Here is an 18,594-nt window from a genome sequence, read left to right as displayed (position 1 = left end):
AAAGTAAAATGACCAAAATTCAACGTTGGTACAGAGGATTTTCATACAAAGGGAACCCAAAACAACTTATCCAGGAAGTTTCCAAACACATACAACACCAAAATATCAGTCAATATGTGCCACTTCTGCGACTGGAAAAAGGAGCTACTTCTAGAAAAAGCTTTTATTTTTTTCTAGCAATTGAAAGTAGTACCCTAGGAGAAATACCTCAAGAAATTGTAAACTCTAATTTGCTCAAATTTCCCTGTTTTAAAACTTCGGCAGTTCCCGGCAATAAGAGCTTCACCTATGAACAAATAAAATCTATGGTTGGGGCAGCCCATGAAGTTTACGATTACACGAACCCTATTCCTTATCAGCCTGTAGAGAAAGTTACCTATGATAACCCATTTGAGGCGAGCGCCTCATCGCCTATCAATCAATCGTCACCAGATATTGAGGCACTTTCCCAGCGTTACGAACACCTTCTCTACTGGCTATCTACCCTTGGTAGCGGAACGTGGGAATCCTTCAAAAAAGCCTGCGATACTCTGAGACTTGAGGAACCAAAACGCATTTTACGGAGGCTTAGGTTGCTTGGGCATATTGAGTCTTCTTCAGACGGTACACGATGGTCTATGGCTCCTACAGCCCTCGTTAAGATTAAATCAGACTCTCCAGAATTTCTTCTTTGCGGTCAACGCAGCATCAAGTTGCTGAAGGAGTTGGAAAAATATACAGATATAATTTCCAGTCATCAATCAAGAAGAGACGCACCGCCTTGCATTCGTCTCAATTTGAGTGACTTTAATATAATTACAAGCCAGTTTTCTATCCTTTACGCTGGGGAAGTATCGAGCCGACTTGCTGAAATTATACCAAATCTTGACATTTGGAAGCAGAATCTCAGAAGCTTGCAGGGAATTGTGCCGAGTATATACGAGTGGAAGCGCTTTGATGGTAATGATTTTATTAGCTGTATCTCTCCCAATCAAACAGGTATGTACCAGATGTGGAGGATAGAGGAGAGCGATCGTCCTGGCTATACACTCTTTTATGACCAAGAAAGCGCTAGTTGGCGACAGGGCGACTGGTATGGTCTACGATTTTTAGCATTGCAGCACAGTGGCTTTGAATGTATTGCACGTTACGATCACGCTAGCGGGCGTTTAGCAATACCTGTCTCCCAGCGTTGGCCGGAAATTTACGAACGTGCGCTAGTGCTAGCATCTGGACAACTCCCAACTTATCAAAAATCCTGGTTGCTCTACGAGAACGTGCCGATGGAAGTAATTTCTCTGCTAACTGATAAACTTAATGTAAAGTGCGAAGAGGTACCTGCCAGTGCATGACTTAGTTGGCGCATATCAAAGACTTGATCGCATTTATCAGCTATATATCAAAAGTGCCTTTCCCCTGCGTTACCGCGCTTTGGCTGATGAACGCGATCGCCTCCTCCAGCAACCAGGTATCTTGAGTCAGCCTCCCTTAGTTGAGCCTGTCCCGATTTATCCATCATCGGGGATGAATTTGTCAGCCGCAGCCAATCAACTGCCCTCCGAATACCACAATTTGGCACAACTTGGGCAAATGATTTTCGATCCGGGAGTCCAGCTTTACCAACACCAATGGGAAAGCCTGCGGGAAGTGTTGGTTAACCAGCGAGATTTAGTCGTGACTACTGGTACGGGTTCCGGTAAAACCGAATGTTTCCTCTTACCGCTTTTCGCACAGTTAGCAAGGGAATCCCAAACTTGGGGGGCTAATCGCCAACCGCCATCAAATCATCGTTGGTGGGATAACAATGTAAATTCTAATGGCGACCGTATCTCTCAATGGGCGCATACACCCCGACCAAAAGCCCTCCGTGCCTTGATTCTCTATCCTCTTAACGCGCTAGTTGAAGACCAGTTGCGGCGGCTGAGAAAAGCGCTAGAAGCGCCATCAGTACACCAGTGGTTAAATCAAAACAGAGGGGGAAATAGAATTACCTTTGGACGCTACACCGGACAAACACCAGTTTCAGGCATACAGAAAGACGATAGTATCAGACGACTGAAAAATGAATTAAGGGAACTAGAACAGCAGCGCCGACAGAGAGATACGGATATCCAAAACAATCCGTCTTGGCTTCAGGATATGCCCGATTTGCCTTACTACAAACCGCTACTTGATGGCGGTGAAATGTGGTCTCGGTGGGATATGCAAGATAGTCCGCCGGATATTCTAATTACTAATTACTCGATGCTCAACATTATGATGATGCGGAGTATTGAGAACAATATTTTTGATGCTACTCGTGACTGGCTTGCTGACAATCCCGACCACCAATTTTTCCTCATTATTGATGAACTTCATGCTTATCGCGGTACGCCGGGGACAGAGGTTGCTTATATTCTGCGATTGTTGTATTCGCGTTTGGGATTGACACCAGACTCGCCACAACTACGGATTTTGACGACTACAGCTAGCCTTGAGCCAAATCAACAGGGCAGAGACTTTTTGCGTGAGTTTTTTGGCCGCGATAATTTTGACTTCATCACAGGACAACAAACCCCACCAACACCAGGGGCAAGATTCAATCTTTCGGCCTATCAAAATGCTTTTGCCCAGTTTGCTCAGTCAGTACAAGCTGACCCATTGCAGGAAATGCAACCGCCAAATTCAGCATCTAATCAAGTGCGGAATGCTATGTCTAATTTGGCTATGCAGCTTGGACAACCGGCAGGATCTGGACTAAGTGCGGAACAACATCTTGGAGAAGCACTGGCTACTTTAGGCGCAGCCGATGTACTGAGAGATGCTTGTCGCGAAGTCGATCGTCTGCTTAATCCAAGTAATCCTAACCCTACAGTGAGGGCTACGAAAGTTATAGATGCAGAACACTTAAATGATCCAACAGATTTAGACCGTCAAATTTTCTCTGGTGCTGCGAGTAATGGGTTGGTATCTGATGCGATGCGGGGGCTACTTCTAGGACTGGGAATGTCTCAACGAGTGAGTACGGGGCGATCGCCTCAACCTGTACGCGGTCATCTATTCTTCCGCAACCTGCAAAACTTATGGGCTTGCTGTAATCCTAACTGTACCCATTCACCAGTCGATCGAAATATAAGGCAGAACACTCCGAATCCTCCGACTGTTGGTGCAATTCATGCCACTCATCGCCTTAGCTGCTCCTGTGGTTCTCGTGTTTTGGACTTAATTATTTGTGAAGTGTGTGGAGAGGTTTTTCTTGGAGGCTACAACAAAACTACTCAACCAATAGGAAACACAAATGTAGAAATTCTTACACCCGATCAACCCGATTTAGAGGGAATCCCTGACCGTATTACTCTCAATCAACGCTACGGAAATTATAGAGTTTTTTGGCCTTTGCCTGGAGAGACACCTGTTTGGGATACGCAGCCACAAGACCCAGAATGGACGCTTGATAAAATAAAACGCCGATGGGTTCGTGCCAAGTTAAATCGGACTACAGGCGCACTTACGCAGAATAGCACTCAACCACAAGTAGATGAAGAAATACCAGGGTGGCTCTATCAAGTGACAGGCAATCATCCAGAAGAACGAGCATTGCCAAGTAAATGTCCTCGCTGTGATGCTGACTACGGAAGACGAGACAAATTTCCTACTCCCCTGCGTTTCCACCGCACCGGATTTCAGAAAGCTTGCCAAGTGCTTGCCAGTGGACTTCTGAGAGAAATGCCAGCACCAATAAGCCCCACCAGTCGATCGTCTCGCAAGCTGGTCATATTTTCCGACAGCCGTCAAGATGCCGCCAAGCTAGCTGCAGGGATGGAGCGCGATCATTATCGCGACATGGCGCGGATGTTGCTGATTCAGTCTTTTCAAGATTATTGGAATGACTTTGTAGGCTTCCTCCGCATTACTTGTGCAAATAACCAAACAGCACTTACTAGGTTGCAGGCATTGAACCCAGATCTTTACACTGCTGTTGTTGCGAATCCGCAGCCTGATGATATGGTTCGGCGCAACCGATTTCGCAATACTAATCAGGCTTTGGTAAATGAAGCAAGAGACTGGATTGATGATTTGCCCTCAAGTAATCAGCAGGCTCGTGACGAATGGCTAGGATTACTAGAGCGCTACCCAGGGGGAATTCCTCTTCTGAATTTGCGGGATAAGATTCGAGATGGCCTTCTCAATTATGGCATTTGTCCGGGCAGACCCAGCTTTCGGACTATGACCTATACAGTCGGACAGGGAAGGGGAGTAGAAAGGTTTCCTTGGTTTGATTGCTACAACTGGAATGCTAATCCAATCGCACGAGTTATTCCCGGCACCCAGGAACAGAGAGCTCATGCTGACCTGTTGGAAGCTCTCTTAACTGAAGAGTTGATGTATGCTCTTTTCCCCCACATTGCTCGGACTATTGAAGGACTGGCACAGGGTTGGGTTAGCTATCAATATCAAGGAAACCGAACTCCGTTGATTGAAGCAACTGAAGCAGTGATTCGACAATTAGGAATTCGGAAATTACATCGCTATTTTCCCCATGTCCGTCTCGACAATAATTCTGATTTGCCTAAGTTTGCTCAACGGTACATTAGTAGAACGGGCCTTGAACTAAGCGACGTGCAGCATCAGTTACAACAAGTCATTCCAATCCAACCTTCAAATCAATCTCAAAGTCAACGATTTATACTCGATCCAGATCGCCTCTATCTCGTTTTACCACCCCCGGCAAATTCTGATGGTTCGCGTCCGGGATTCCGTTGTCCGCAATGCAATGCTTTCTTTATTCAACCTGCTGCTGGAGTTTGCCCCGAATGTAACAGCGATCGCCGTTTTGACAATCCGAATACTTCCACAATTCATCTGACACCAGGACAGACAACAAGCGACTTTGATTACTATACCTATCTTTCAGAGCAATCAGGTCAGCCGTTCCGCATGAATGCAGAGGAATTAACGGGTCAAACTGACAAAAAAGAGCGAACTAGGCGCCAGGAGTTATTTCAAGACATCCCTATCAATCAAGAAATTCTGCGGGTTCAGGGTATCGACTTATTGAGCGTCACAACGACAATGGAAGCGGGGGTAGATATTGGTGCATTGCTAGCAGTAATGATGGCAAATATGCCGCCCCGCCGATTTAATTATCAGCAACGAGTTGGTCGTGCTGGCAGACGTTCTGCGGGAGTTTCATTAGCTGTTACCTTCTGTCGAGGCCGAAGTCACGATGACTTTTACTTCCAGCGTCCTGAAAGCATCACAGGCGATCCGCCGCCACCGCCCTACGTTGAGATGAAGAGTCAAGAAATTTTCCAGCGCGTCCTCATCAAAGAAGTGTTAAGGCAAGCTTTCACAGACACAGGAATCACTGCGTCTTTAGGTGGGACTGACAACGTACACGGTGAGTTTGGTGATGTTGCTAATTGGGCTAATTATGAAGTAGCGATCGCCAATTGGTTAAACAATCCAGCCAATGAACCGAAGATTTTGTCAGTTTTGGATATTTTGCGGGTGCAAACAACATTATCGAATGCTAGTAATTCTCAAATGTTGAATTATCTCCGCCAAAACCTGATAAATGCCATTCAAAATGTTGTAAATGACCCTACATACACTCATAATGCGCTGAGCGAACGTTTGGCAAATGCGGGGTTATTACCGATGTTTGGTTTTCCAACGCGGGTGCGTTTGCTTTACACGCGCTGGCCCTCACCGGGCGCTCAATGGCCACCAGAGACGGGAATAGTCGATCGCAACCTTGATGTGGCTATCAGCCAATTTGCACCAGGATCTGAGACTGTCAAAGATAAGGCGGTTCACACTGCTTGTGGTGTGGTTGAATTGTATCCTCAAGGCAACACAATTGCGACCGCACCAGGCTTAGTCCCAGCACTCACTCAGGGCAACGAATCTCTCGGACTTTGTAGTAACTGTCAAGCGGTAATCTACCCGTACATAACCTTAAATGAACCACTCCCTGGCGGTCAGCGATCGCCAACAACTCAATGTCCAGTTTGTGGTGTAAATGATGCGATGCGTTACATTGATGCCAGGGAACCCAAGGCATTTTTTACAGACTTGCAACCAGAGGACTTTGATGGGCAATTTGAGTGGCAACCGCGATCGACACGACCTTCTTTGAGTATCCCTCCGAATGATGGCACGCCTGCAAATAATGGCACGCCTGCATCTGTCCTTAATGCTTCTGTATCTGCATTCAATGACAATATCATTTCGGTTAATGATAATGGTGGCACTGGAGGGTTTGACTTCTACGAAAGAGTTAGGATTGATAATCGACATAAATCAGGAGCTTATGCTGTATCTAAGCAAAACAGTTCGGTTAGTACATCTGGAGCGGTTTATCGGGTAGCTCTACTATCTCGACGTAAAACAGATATCCTATTAGTAAATATTCAGGAATGGCCTAATGGCATATTTGCCAATCCAACTACAGTTGAAGGTCGTGCTGCTTGGTATTCTTTCGCGTTTTGGCTGCGGGTAGCGGCTGCTTCTCTTCTCGATGTGGATGCACTGGAGTTGCAGGCGGGTTTTCGTTCATTAGAGCAGAATGGAGCGATTATAGGTCAAGCTTTTCTTTGCGATCAATTGGAAAATGGAGCTGGATATTGCCAATTTCTCGCCCAACCGAATGAGTTTCAACGACTGATGGATCGGGCAGATCCAACAATTTCAAACAGCATTGCCTGGAAATGGACGAATCCTCACGAGCACGGAAGTGATTGTGATACTTCCTGCAATTTGTGTTTGCGGGACTATCAAAATCTGGCTTATCACGGGTTATTGGATTGGCGACTGGCTTTAGATATGGCACGATTGGTGTCTAATCCTGCGTCGGCGATCGATCTCAACTCTTCTTGGGGCAATTTCCAGAATCCTTGGCTTAACTTAGTGCAAGTTCCAATTCCAGCCGCACTTCAACGCTTGGGTTATGGTGCACCAGTGCAGTTTGAGACTCTCACTGGCTACGTGCACCAGAATGCTCGACGGCGGACAATCAAAATGATTCGACATCCTTTATGGAATGATGACCATCCAGAGTGGATTGCAGCGGTGGCGAGCGCGCGATCGCAGTATCCTGGTTATCAGGTGGAGGCTGTCAACCCGTTTATGGTTCTCCGGCGACCGGGAGATTGTGCGTGATGTGGGAGCAGATATTTTCAAACGAATCACGATGGAATTTAGCGTTTTCCATAGGGTGTTGCGTTTGGAGTCTGGCTGTGGTCAAAAATTGCTGTCCAGTCACGAGAAGATTTCCAAAAAAATGTCAAGGTATTGTTAGGGCAATTACGGTGATGACAAGTTAGAGAGGCAGAGTCAAGATACCCCAATGATGTGCTTCCAGCTCGCCGACAATATTTATTAACAAATTCTTCATATTCTGTTTCTGATATCTTATAATTAGATAGAGCAGCCAAAATTTTTAAATCCTTATAGTAAAGCATTTGTTCAGCATAAATTGTTTGCCAGTTGTCGGTAGAAAACTGTATTATTTCTTTTTTAAAGGTTTTTGATTGAGCAATATACATGATAATAAAAAATGATTTTTTCCATTTTGGGAACTGATCCAATAAATCGTTGATTAGGGAGACACAGCCGGATAACTGTTTACCAGTTCCATTTATGTAATCCATAAAAACAAAAACACTATTTTCTGGATCTACATCGACTTCAGGATCATTGTACCCAGGGTTTTCAAAATAGTCTTTTAGTAGTCTAGGTTTACTGGCAGGAGGGCAACCAGTCTCAGAACCAGTGAGAGCATGATTTTCGTAATAGCCCCAAAGTGTATGCTGGCTTTCAACACCCTTTTTTTTAGGTTGAGGAAGCCAAGCATACCGGATAACTTTATTACGCAGCCACCTTTTAAATTTTATTTCACTCTTCGTTGGTGGGTTTTCGAGAGAATGAAATGCTTCAATTAAATGTTCTTGATCGAGCAGAAAATTCAGAAGTTGGTCTCGTAAGTTTTTAACGTCTGTTTTAATAGTGCCTTCTGAAAAAAACTGAATCTCTCTCAGAAGCAAATAGGCTATATTTTTTTCAAGAGAAGTGTCAAATTGATTTAGCCATTCCCTGAGTGTATTAGTAGATATAGTTCCAGGTGCTTGTCTCAGTCGCTCAGCGATGGCATCTATGTGATGAATATCATAGATTTCTCTTTCATCTACTTCTCTTTCTTGAGGAAGAATAGAAGAAATTGGTGTGCGATAAAGCGCAGTTAAATCATACCAATTTTCTTGTAGTGATTCTAAATACTTTCTCAAATCATCTTCGTCATCTGAATTCGAGAAACTACTTAACTGATTTTTTTCCTGAGTCATATTTGGGATAAGTTATTAGTGAGTTTGACTTTCAAATGTATAAATATTATTAAACGTTTTCTTGGTTAAAGAAAAACAAAATGGTCTTCTTCCTGAAATTTCTATTATGTCAGATAATTCTGGTGTTTCTCTAATTTTAAAACTTGCTTTATTGTATAAAATATAGCGGGCTTCTGAATCAGTGCGATTGTAAAGATAATTATCGAAACTATTATTTCTTTTTGAAATCAGTTCATTAACTGATAACCTATATCCACCTTCCGCGAATAGGACTTTTAAAAATCCTTGAACATCTCGATCAAGTCCCAGATTTTTACAAACATATTCAAAGTAGCTAAATGCTTGAGCGCGGTACTGATTAACAAAAAGTCTTCGGGCTGTGTTGATATCTACTGAACCATTAGAATTCTCATCAGCTTTAGAAGCCCAAATCAGATGACACAAAACTTCTATATTTCTCGGCATTCCTCCAGAAACAATAGATACAAAATCAATAATATCTTGATTAAAAGGATAACTTTTATCCTTAAATCTTAGTGTGATCTTACTATTTTTTTCTTCTATATAATCCTTGATTTCTGTTTCACTTAATGGCTCAACCAATCTAAAATCAAATCTGCCATCTTTCAATTGAGCTGCTTCTGCTTGAATGTTAATCAAGTAATCTCCTGTCACACTAACACATATTCCCCAGCTTCGATTCGTAGAAAAGCACTTTTCAGACAAGTCGTGCAGGAAAGTCATCAATTGGGAGACATTAATTTTTAGGCTTGAAAATAAAATTTCTACTTCATCAAAAATCAGCAAAATATGACTTTTGGTAGTAGCGGCAAACATTCTCATAATTAAATCTATAAATTCAGGTTTATCAGCTTGCTTGATTAAAGTCAAGCATTCCTCCCTACTTAAAGCTCCCTGAGAAATCAAGCTCCTCCGAATATTATCCAAAACCATTCCATAAAAATTAGTAATTTCGCTCTTATTTGGATCGCCAGACATAGAAATTTGATTTGCTATTTCTTGAAATCTGATTGGAATACAAAGGCTGCGTTCAGCTTGAAGTACCTCTCGTCTGACAAGATTCAGTCGAGTTGTTTTACCAGAGCCATAATCTCCCGCAAAGAAAAACCTGATTGGTTCTGTTTTATATTTGATGCTATATCTCACTGTCTTCAGTAAATCAGATACTGTCCCTCTTTCTACAATAGGGTGAAACAGCTCATAACCTGCTACTGATGAAGCAGATCCTTTAGCTGCATAGGGATTTTGTGCAGGAGAGAGTAAGCCGCCATTGATATCTGTGTAAGCCATATTCAACCCACCATAGTATAGTCAAGTATCTTCATAAATCCATACTTAATACCTTGAATATCGATTAACTCGATACCAAGGTTCTCAGCAAGTTGTGATTTAGTCATTCTCAGTTCAATTCGATTGGTAATGCGAAGTCTTACTAAAAAGCTTTTAATTTCATCATCCCGGTAATCCGAAACTTCTTTTAATCGATTCACAACATGGCTAACCGGAACTAATCCCATATTTTTTTTTGCATATTCTTGATAGTTACTAATAACAAAATTCATGAGCTGTAGATAATTATTTATTTCAATTTGCTCGCTGTAAACTAGCTCTAAATAACCAACAGGATTTTTTTTATGATTTCCAATAAAGCTATAGCCACAATGCTCTATTAATAGTTGGCGAATCAAGGCAGGAGCCGGGTTATCACCCAGTTGATACTTATCTTTAAGTAGTTGTCGGTCCGAGCTATATGTTTTAACTATTTGTGAATACTGTGAGCAAACCTGAGTTAACTTTTCGTTAAATGACGTGGCTTCTAAAACCCACTTCAAAGCTTGAATAACTTCGATTTTGGATTGAAGCGAAAGTGGAACCGTTCTACCAGGAGTTAAGTCGCGGTAAAAATTATTATTAGCCTTGAATAAGTCAAGAACGTAAAAACCAGCTAAATAGTTTTTAATGGTTGTGGCTGACATCGGGCTTCCTGCTTTGGGGCCACTATGAGCAATAAGTTTGCCTTGAAGCCATGAGACAGCAGACTTGATAGTTAGTCCATCATTGGCTAAAATTCCCTCTGCCAGCAGCTTCATGTCTTCTTCATACTCTTTGGGCAAGTAGAAAATCGGGATTACCTTAGACATACTACGTTCTAAGCCTATAAGCAGAATATTGCTTCTGCAATAATCACCAATACCATCATACTTTACTTTAGTCTTCTCAACTAGACAGGTTAAAACAAAAGTGAAAACAACTTACTTTCTCACAGTTATCACCCAATTTGGCTTCCGAACTGATCTGTTAGAGCATTACGCTCTCGCTTTGAGAGGAGAACCCATAAACCAGAGCCCCTTCTTAAACTTCGCTAACGTAACCTTGTGCGAACAGACGCTCCTCTACCAGTAAGCCCCTGCCGACAATCTTGCTGCAGGTAAGGTGATAGAAGCACCATCCGTCAGAACAGGTCAAGTGCTCGGACTCAGGTCTGCCAACAAGTGAGTGAGAGCCTCTCACCCTTTAAAAATTAGTCCCGGCGGCGAAGCATAATCTCTAGATGTCCCTTTTTGTACAAAGTCTTTAAGAGTTCCCATACCTCCTGATTATGTGGCAAATTTTGACGAAGTTGGCTAATGGCGATCGCACTGCTGTCAGAGCTAATGGCATTTAAAAGCTGTCTTTCTTCCTCCAGAAGGCTTTCATCTCTTTTAAAATGAATTTCTTTCAATTTATCCTGAAGAACCTGACCCTTTTCAAAAATAGATTTGAGTTGGATTATTCGTTCTTCAAGGTTAGTTAAGTTGTCGATCGCAGATGGCAACTGTTCTCTTTGTAATGATAGCTGTGTTTTTAAATCAGTGAGTTGACTCAAAAACTCTGTCATATCGTGGTCGCGTTCTTGGGAAATAAAGGAAAAATCACGCTCCAATTGCTCCCATTCTGAAACCAAACCTTCGCAGAATTTTTGCAAATTTTTCCACAAAACTCCTTTCATAATGTGGTAAGATCCATCCCGGTCTTCATCATCAAATTTGCATCTATTTTTCAAAGGAGATTCATTAATTGAAATTAGATCGAGTAAGACTTCGTAACGACTAAGCATTTGCTCGAAAGCCTCTCGACGGGAGCGCTGTTCACCATTAATTTCCTCTTCAAGTTCAACCAAAGGTTGTTGCAGTAAATCGTACTGTCTAAAACTCTCAAGCTGATTGTTGCTAAAATGCTTAACAACCCGGTCAACAAAGTCATCATTATAACGCATCAAGCGAACTGGGTCTTTATTCAAATTCTCTCGTAAAATCTGTGCTCGATTTAGAATAATTCGCCACTTCTCTAAACCATCTACCAACTCCTCAAGCCTTAATTTAGTGGTTTCGTAAGTTAGCAAAAACTGCTGACACTGCTTTAGCTGATGATGCAATGCAAGTATATCAATTTCATTTACTTTAAGCGAACTAGCTAGGCTTTGGCAATCTTTATCTAGCTGATTTACTTGCCTTTCCAAAATTATCCGGTAGTCATTGAGACAAGATTCTAGGTCGCTATCACTTTCAATCATTTGACTAATTTTAGAAGCATTCAAGTCTAGGGTAAATTTTTCTAGCCTGAGTTTAATTCCACGCAGTTCTTTTTGCAGGGTTGAGCGCCTCTCAATGCAAAAATTTTCTAGAAGCTCCCGTTCGGCTTGAATATTTCTATGAACTTGGTCGAGAGCTACCTCAGACTCATGGTTAGCCTCAAGAATTTTTTCCTCCTCATTTATCTTTTCATTGATTTCATGTAAAATCGTCTCATCAAAACTTTCAAGTAACGAAGTAACCCGAACGCGGAGTTCTTTTAATTGACCATTTAACTCCTCTGGCTCTAATTCCAAACTGGCTTCGCGGATAACATCCGTTGAACGCGCCCACTCTATGTAGCGTCGCCGCTGCAACCATTCAAGAGCTTCTTGGAACTCGTCTTCAAGATAGCCAAGCAGTTTAACTGCTTTCCATAACTTTGAATACTCTAATGCTTTAACATCTTGCTGTCTCCACGCCGTCTCAACTGTCTGTGTTCTGCCTTGTGATTGCAGTTTTTCTTTAATAAACGATTCCAAAGGATGTTCTGTAAATTTAACTTGGGAATTTCCTTCCTTCCGTTTGGCAATTTTCTCCCCACTCATCAAGCCATGTTGTTTGAAAACTGCTAAAACACTGGGTAGGCTAGAACTCCCCATTTCAAACAAATTTTCAAATTCTTCTTTGGAAACTTGATATAACTGACGACCTTTGCGAACAGATAAAGGTATTTTTTCCAAGAGGAACTTATATTTACGTAACGTCGGGTTCAGACTATTATAGAAAGACTTATAATCGGTAAATAAGGCTTTACATTTTTGATAGAACACTGATTCGATAAGTTTACTGTCTGAGCCATTTACCCCCTGGAGGCCCCCAATTTCCCAAGTTTGAGGCGAAATCGCCGGAAACAGCAATCGCATGGCATACTGGTGACACTCTTGGCGATGGTGTTCTAATCTAGAGCGATCGGCTTTACTGACTTCAGGATTTTTTGAGAGCCAGTCTTGAATATAATGAGACAGACTCAGCAGCGTACAAACAGAACATTGTTCGGAAGGCATGACTTTGCGGAGTAAGCCGAAGGATGTGGGATATTCGCCTTCAAAACTTCGACCTAACTGAAGATGGAAGTCTACTTGATTAGTTCCGGCGATCGCAGTTAAAACCTGTGGAACGACGGTTGCTTTTCGCTCATAGCTAAAGTAAAAGCGCCAATCTAAGTGAGTTTCTTCTGGGGATTGAAACCTCATTAAACCAGATTCTTTACTCCCGACACTGATAACAAGAGAACGCTTAGGAAAATCCGCATTATATCTTTCTGGAGCCCCATCTAATAAATTAAAAACTCCAAACCTATCCTGCTTCCACTCCCCTTTATAGCGCCATGACCAATTGGCTTTCTGACCCGTTCTAGAAACTGGGAAGAGTAAAGAAATAATTTCCGACTTAAAAATCGTTGTAGCCATCTCTTCTTTTTGAGTATCATTCCACTCTCCAAACCATTGCTGACGAAATCGATTTAGAATTTTATCTACAACTGTGGGAATGCTTGTCTGAAGAAGGGCGACTAAAGCAAAAGTGCGCTCAGTCGGCTGTATAATGTGCAGTCCGTAAAAATTGTCATCTTCGGCTAGTTTTTTTAACTCCTTTAAGAGGTGAAATTGTTTAGCTACATTTTCAGAAAGACCTGAAGGGAAACCCGCGAGTAGCTTGATTACGTCTCGTCCTTTGGGGTGTTTTGGAAAGGAGATCAACGGCTCCAAGGTTTTGATAGTATTGCTAATTTTGTGTTGTTCCGTACCATATAACTGTACTTGTCCTTCTAGATAATCCTGAATCAAATCTAAAGGAGTATAGGGATGCTGATTATTTTGGGCAAAATGGACGATGCGTTTAAATACTTCAATGACGGTGCGAGGACCATTGCTGAAGTTTTGTCGATCGCATAATTGCCCTAAACTTTCAATTGTTGCTGGATGTGCCAAGTGATTTTGCTGCGCCTTGTCTTCCAGAAAATTAGTACACAAATAATTCCACAGTTTTGCTGGGAACTCAGAGCTGTACGCACCAGCTAATCTAAGAGATACTTTCTGTTCCTTCATACGGTGAATAATATCACCAGCTTGTTCTTCAATAGCTGATTCAGTCGGAGTAGTCGGCATACTTAGAATTAATGCAACAGGCGTAGAACCCAAAGCTCGCATTCCTTTAACTAAATCGCTCAAAATCTGGATGCGAACGCTAGCACCTTCTTCTGTTCGCAAAAATTCTTGGCTTTCATCCGCAAATATTGCTAAACCTGCAAAACCTGCTTGTCGAAGGATAGAAACTGTTTCCTGCCAAAAATTCAAAACATTATCAGTATTTGTGGTGTCAGTATTTAATTGTTGAATAATTTTTAAAGCTTTGTCTTCAGATAACTTGTACTTAAGCGCTATTTCTGCTGCTATATTTTGCTGAGACTTCAAGCCATATTTGCGATACAGTCCCTCAATCTGAGGAAGAAATTCTGGTTTGAGGCGCGTTTTTATCCAGCCATAAGTGGCAACCATCAAATCTCCCAGCTCTTTAAACTTGAAAGGTGGCACCGCCATTATCTTATGATCCTGACACTGCTGCCATAAATAAATTAGTGTTGCTGTCTTACCATACCCATAGTCGGCACTAAGGTAGCCAGTAACAGGTTTACCCTTACCAATTTCCTCAATCAAATGGTCTTTTAGAGTTTTTACGGGTTCAATTGGGTTATAGCTGCTTGCATATAGATTATAAACTCTGGCTACTTCTTGAGGCTCATTTTCTATCTGGGAGGGATTGACTGTATCAACAATTGCTTGGATAGAGTCTAGTTGTTCTAATAATCTTTTCATGGATTGTAAATATAAAGTGTGTCTCGGAGAATGCTAATACTTAGCTAAAGCAATTGAGTCCACTCAGGGGATTGAGTTAGCATTACCCATTGTCCGTATCCCCCTTCATAGCCACAGTCAAAGAAGCCACCTCGATCATAATCATAGGTGCATTTAGCATTATCTATGCTACCATCTAATCCGCTCGGATCTAGCAACAACATTTGACAAATAGCCTCTTGAACTTCTTCTCGCAAGAAAATCTTGACCCCATAGGTTCGTTGTTGCTGTTTGTAGATTGTATCTACTGCCTGAAGTAAAATAGGAGCGGCACTGAAGTAGCGACGGGTGAAGTGTTCGTATTTGCCTTCTGGTTCTATAACACTGGGTGATAACGATCGCAGCCAATTGAGGGCACCAGCCACACTCGTATCACTAAATGCTATTTCACTGGTAGGTAGTTCAAACTTCACAGCAGCCTTTTCAATTACTTCTCCAACTAGGGACTTTTTTTCTGGCGGTGATAAAACAACTTCTTTTCGCAACCATAGTTGTTGTACAACTGTAGCATAAGTCCAAGAAAACCTTTTTTCAGCTTCTTCTTGGTGTAGATTATAAATTACTAAATGTAAAAAATCTCCTAGCAATTCGGGGTTAGACTCTTGAATTTTAGCTGCAACTTGACCAAGAGGTGTCAGTGAGGGGGGATTTTTTTTTGAAATAATTGAAAGATTCCGCAAGAATGGAAATACCACCTTTTGGAGAACGGAAAGCCCTAAATTACAACTAGCTCCAAGCTGTTCAAAATTTGTTTCTTTCTTTCTCAAAAAATCAAGAATTATAGCTACTCTTTCTAGGGTAGTATTTTGCTGAATATGTAAAGTTAATTTATTGCTCATAAAGCGCGTTCTAAAGTATCTAACCAAGCAGTCAAATTGTGCATAATCCGATATTCTCGGCTGGTTCTCAATTTATCAATACTTTGACAAAAGAAACATGAATGTTGCGTAGATTTTTTGAGTTCCTCTAGACCAGTTTTAGTAGTTTCAAAACCGCGTCTAACGGTAATTTGAATTTGAGAAGTACCCGGAAAAAAGATGCTGCCGAAGGCTCCTGCTTTTGACCAGGTTGAGCTATCTAAGCTATGGGGTACAAGGGAGTTGTTGCGGAGGCGATAAAAGCTGTTTGGACCGCCAATGCCAAAGCAGTGAACTTTCATGTTTTTTTCGCGGGCGATACTGCCAACAATCTTAAACAATGCCAAACTAGATTCAGAAATCATATTAACGCTGCCGTTGGGTCCTGACGTTCCCCAAGAGCCAAAGCCGATACGGGTAATACCCATTTTTGCATAGGTTTCAATGCAGCGATTGATTTGGTTGATAGTGCGTCCGTGTACGGGGGCGATCGCGCGTTCTTGTACATAAACAGGCATTTTACCGAAAAATTTTTCGCAATGGTAAAGCGTTTCGCGAACTTTGTACTCCACTATTTCATCTGAATCAGTTGAGATGGGTACAATATCGGGCAATACATACCCATCTGCCCAAGTATTATTGCGATAAAAATTATCTAAAAATTCCAGCAGTTGATCGTAAGTAAATTTCCCCTGTTGCACCTGATATGCACCGCAATCTAGCCAGACTTCCGAAATGTTTCCCACATCTTTTTGTTGACGAAAGTATTCTGTAGTAGAAGCTGGGCACGTTATCGGTGAGTAAAGAACGTTTTCAAAAGGATTACGCCGATCACCGCTAGAATTCCACAACTGCCGACTGCGTTCAATCTCAGGGCCGCCAGCACTTACGGCAGCCACAAACTTGGGAATTGTCAGGAGAATATTAGAGCATAATATCTTTTCCCAAACAACCAAAGAGCGGCGTTTACCAGGTTCAATTTGTACTCGATCAAATCCCATCTTGTTGTAAAACCCGTTAGCTTCTATGTCCAGGGGGCATTTTAGGCGCAGTTTTGTAATACCGCACTTCCTACTGTGTTTTTCCCATGCACAAATAAGCTGACGACCCATGCCTAGCCTGCGGTGGTCGGGGGAAACGCAAAGATGGTAAAGAGTAGAGATTTTGTCTCGACGGTGATGAAAATGGAGAAAGCCGAAGGGGTGGTAAAGAATTTCACCGCTTGCGATCGCAGAAGCCAGGACTGCCCGATTCACAAAGCCTATCTCTTGCCGATGCACATCGGCAAGCACCTTAATCTGAACTAGCTCCTCGCTCGAAGCAAATACCACCTCTGACTCTAAACACCTAGTCTGCACACATACCTCACTTCTTCCAACCAACGAACGTAGACAAGTGTAGCCGATGTCCGCACCTGTTAATTTTACACTTGTTGCTTGTGGTAAAATTTATACAATTAATTGTATTGTACTTTTACGACTTTATTAAACTTTTGCATTAATAAATTCTTTGATTAAAACATTACATCTTGATTAGTTAATAGTTTTATAGAATAACTTACTTAACCAGAATCTATGCCAGTATCCCAATTAATAAGGTGGATCCGATAAGAAACCCATGATAATCTGATAATCTATCCATAATCAAAATCTGACACACGTTGCAAGGTGATTCGCGTATGCTACTTGCATAGTCCTATCAGTAGGATGTCATGGCTACATCCTATGACCAGCAAGGGTTGTGCTGGCTATTACTGTCACACCCGGTACTTGCACGAAAATTAAGCATTTTAGAAGGATAAAGACTTCAGAATATAACACAAGTGCTAACAGATCACAACACCAGCAGCACTTAACTGGATTTTTAAGAAAGCCCCAACACAAAACTGGATGGATAATTTATGGAAGAGAGCGCGAGCTACTAGAATGGCGAACTTATCCTGCAACACTTAGAACTTTTAGGCGCTTACCCGCTGTTTACTAATTGATGTCCCCAATGCGGAATAACTTATTCCAAGTACGAAACCCCCTCTGCACTGGGCTATTCCAAGTGTTGCGAGCTAGAGATTCGATGTAAAGCGATAGTTCGGAACGGTACTCTTAATTTCTTAGCAACGGGAAAACACTCGCTCGACACCCCACTTGGAAGTGCAGCCGACTAATCCCCCAACAAACACCCAAAACGCGCCTTGAGGCCACACACTTAACACCGCAAACTCATGCGGCCACGATTGCCAGAAGCGAAACAGGATTGCAGCGATCATTGTTAGTAAGAATATTTTGCCAACAGTTGCTTCACCGATCGTCCAACCCCGGTACATTCCCCGGCAACAGGCGATCGTCAATTCAAGAAACAGCACCAAGTTCAAAACGCTGATGATGGCGCTGTTGATGTTGATGTTGTGCAAAAAGGTTAGTGAATTCATAGGGTTGATTTTTTAGACTACTCGCTAATCTAGCAAGCTTAACAGAAGTTGTGTAGCCACTGCTTTTCAAGTTTCCTCACCAACGCTCGTCATCCCAAAAGTCACCAACTAAAAAACCCAGGGGTCGCTGGGACTGTGTGCGATCGTCAAGCGAGTTTCTGCTGCTGTGTACTTTGTGTGTTCTTACTTGGCGATCGCTCAAGAATGAGACAAGCGTGAAATGATGGCAGATAGGCACTAAGAAATATGGAATGCAGAGAATGACTGACTGGCCGATCGAACAAATCAATTTGCTGGAAATGGACTATGCCGACATCCTTGCCAGCAGCATCCATCCATCATTTGAACTACAACTGGTAAAATCGGGGGTTAACCCATCAGAAGCCCGCATCAAAACCAATTTCCTCACTCTGTCTGGTGCGCCAAAAACCTAAGACTCCCGAACAATGGGCTATTTTAACCGAAGCATGGGAAGTAGCTTGCGAGTATAAGCCCACCGTTGAAGATTTTCGCTTATTGGCA

Annotated in this window: 10 protein-coding genes; 3 read left to right on the top strand and 7 right to left on the bottom strand. The window is 42.2% G+C overall.

The genetic code is table 11. The annotated features are described in order from the left end of the window. Nucleotides 1–8 precede the first annotated feature (8 nt). The gene (locus QT987_RS02520; RefSeq protein WP_333237004.1) at nt 9–1,331 is read left to right on the top strand and encodes a hypothetical protein; all 1,323 of its coding nucleotides are present in this window, start codon (nt 9–11) and stop codon (nt 1,329–1,331) included. Next, the gene (locus QT987_RS02515; protein ID WP_333237002.1) at nt 1,324–7,122 is read left to right on the top strand and encodes a DEAD/DEAH box helicase; all 5,799 of its coding nucleotides are present in this window, start codon (nt 1,324–1,326) and stop codon (nt 7,120–7,122) included. Before QT987_RS02520 ends, QT987_RS02515 begins: the two co-directional genes overlap by 8 nt. 38 nt (nt 7,123–7,160) lie before the next feature. Here QT987_RS02515 and QT987_RS02510 read toward each other — a convergent pair whose 3' ends face one another. From QT987_RS02510 to QT987_RS02480, 7 genes are all read right to left on the bottom strand, one after another. Further along, nucleotides 7,161–8,303, bottom strand: coding sequence for a phosphoribosyltransferase-like protein (locus tag QT987_RS02510; protein ID WP_333237000.1), 1,143 nt, complete (start codon nt 8,301–8,303; stop codon nt 7,161–7,163). A 15-nt stretch (nt 8,304–8,318) separates the two neighbouring features. Then, the gene (locus tag QT987_RS02505; protein WP_333236997.1) at nt 8,319–9,614 is read right to left on the bottom strand and encodes a hypothetical protein; all 1,296 of its coding nucleotides are present in this window, start codon (nt 9,612–9,614) and stop codon (nt 8,319–8,321) included. A 2-nt stretch (nt 9,615–9,616) separates the two neighbouring features. Then, nucleotides 9,617–10,465: a hypothetical protein gene (locus QT987_RS02500; RefSeq protein WP_333236995.1), complete on the bottom strand. Its 849-nt coding sequence runs from the start codon at nt 10,463–10,465 to the stop codon at nt 9,617–9,619. 380 nt (nt 10,466–10,845) lie between these two features. Continuing rightward, nucleotides 10,846–14,751, bottom strand: a complete 3,906-nt coding sequence (locus QT987_RS02495; protein WP_333236993.1) for a hypothetical protein — start codon at nt 14,749–14,751, stop codon at nt 10,846–10,848. 44 nt (nt 14,752–14,795) lie between these two features. Next, the gene (locus tag QT987_RS02490) at nt 14,796–15,629 is read right to left on the bottom strand and encodes a hypothetical protein (RefSeq protein WP_333236992.1); all 834 of its coding nucleotides are present in this window, start codon (nt 15,627–15,629) and stop codon (nt 14,796–14,798) included. Further along, nucleotides 15,626–17,005, bottom strand: a complete 1,380-nt coding sequence (locus tag QT987_RS02485) for a GNAT family N-acetyltransferase (RefSeq protein ID WP_333236990.1) — start codon at nt 17,003–17,005, stop codon at nt 15,626–15,628. Before QT987_RS02485 ends, QT987_RS02490 begins: the two co-directional genes overlap by 4 nt. A gap of 749 nt (nt 17,006–17,754) precedes the next feature. Beyond that, complete coding sequence (locus QT987_RS02480) at nt 17,755–18,072, bottom strand: hypothetical protein (RefSeq protein WP_333236988.1); 318 nt, start codon at nt 18,070–18,072, stop codon at nt 17,755–17,757. A gap of 251 nt (nt 18,073–18,323) precedes the next feature. Here QT987_RS02480 and QT987_RS02475 point away from each other — a divergent pair, with 251 nt between their 5' ends. After that, the gene (locus QT987_RS02475) at nt 18,324–18,506 is read left to right on the top strand and encodes a hypothetical protein (RefSeq protein ID WP_333142813.1); all 183 of its coding nucleotides are present in this window, start codon (nt 18,324–18,326) and stop codon (nt 18,504–18,506) included. Nucleotides 18,507–18,594 lie beyond the last annotated feature (88 nt).

Source organism: Microcoleus sp. SVA1B4 (assembly GCF_036700545.1).
In the GTDB taxonomy this organism is placed as follows: Bacteria; Cyanobacteriota; Cyanobacteriia; order Cyanobacteriales; family Microcoleaceae; genus Microcoleus.
Note: the sequence above shows the minus strand (reverse complement) of the source record. Positions and strands in the feature narration are given on the sequence as shown.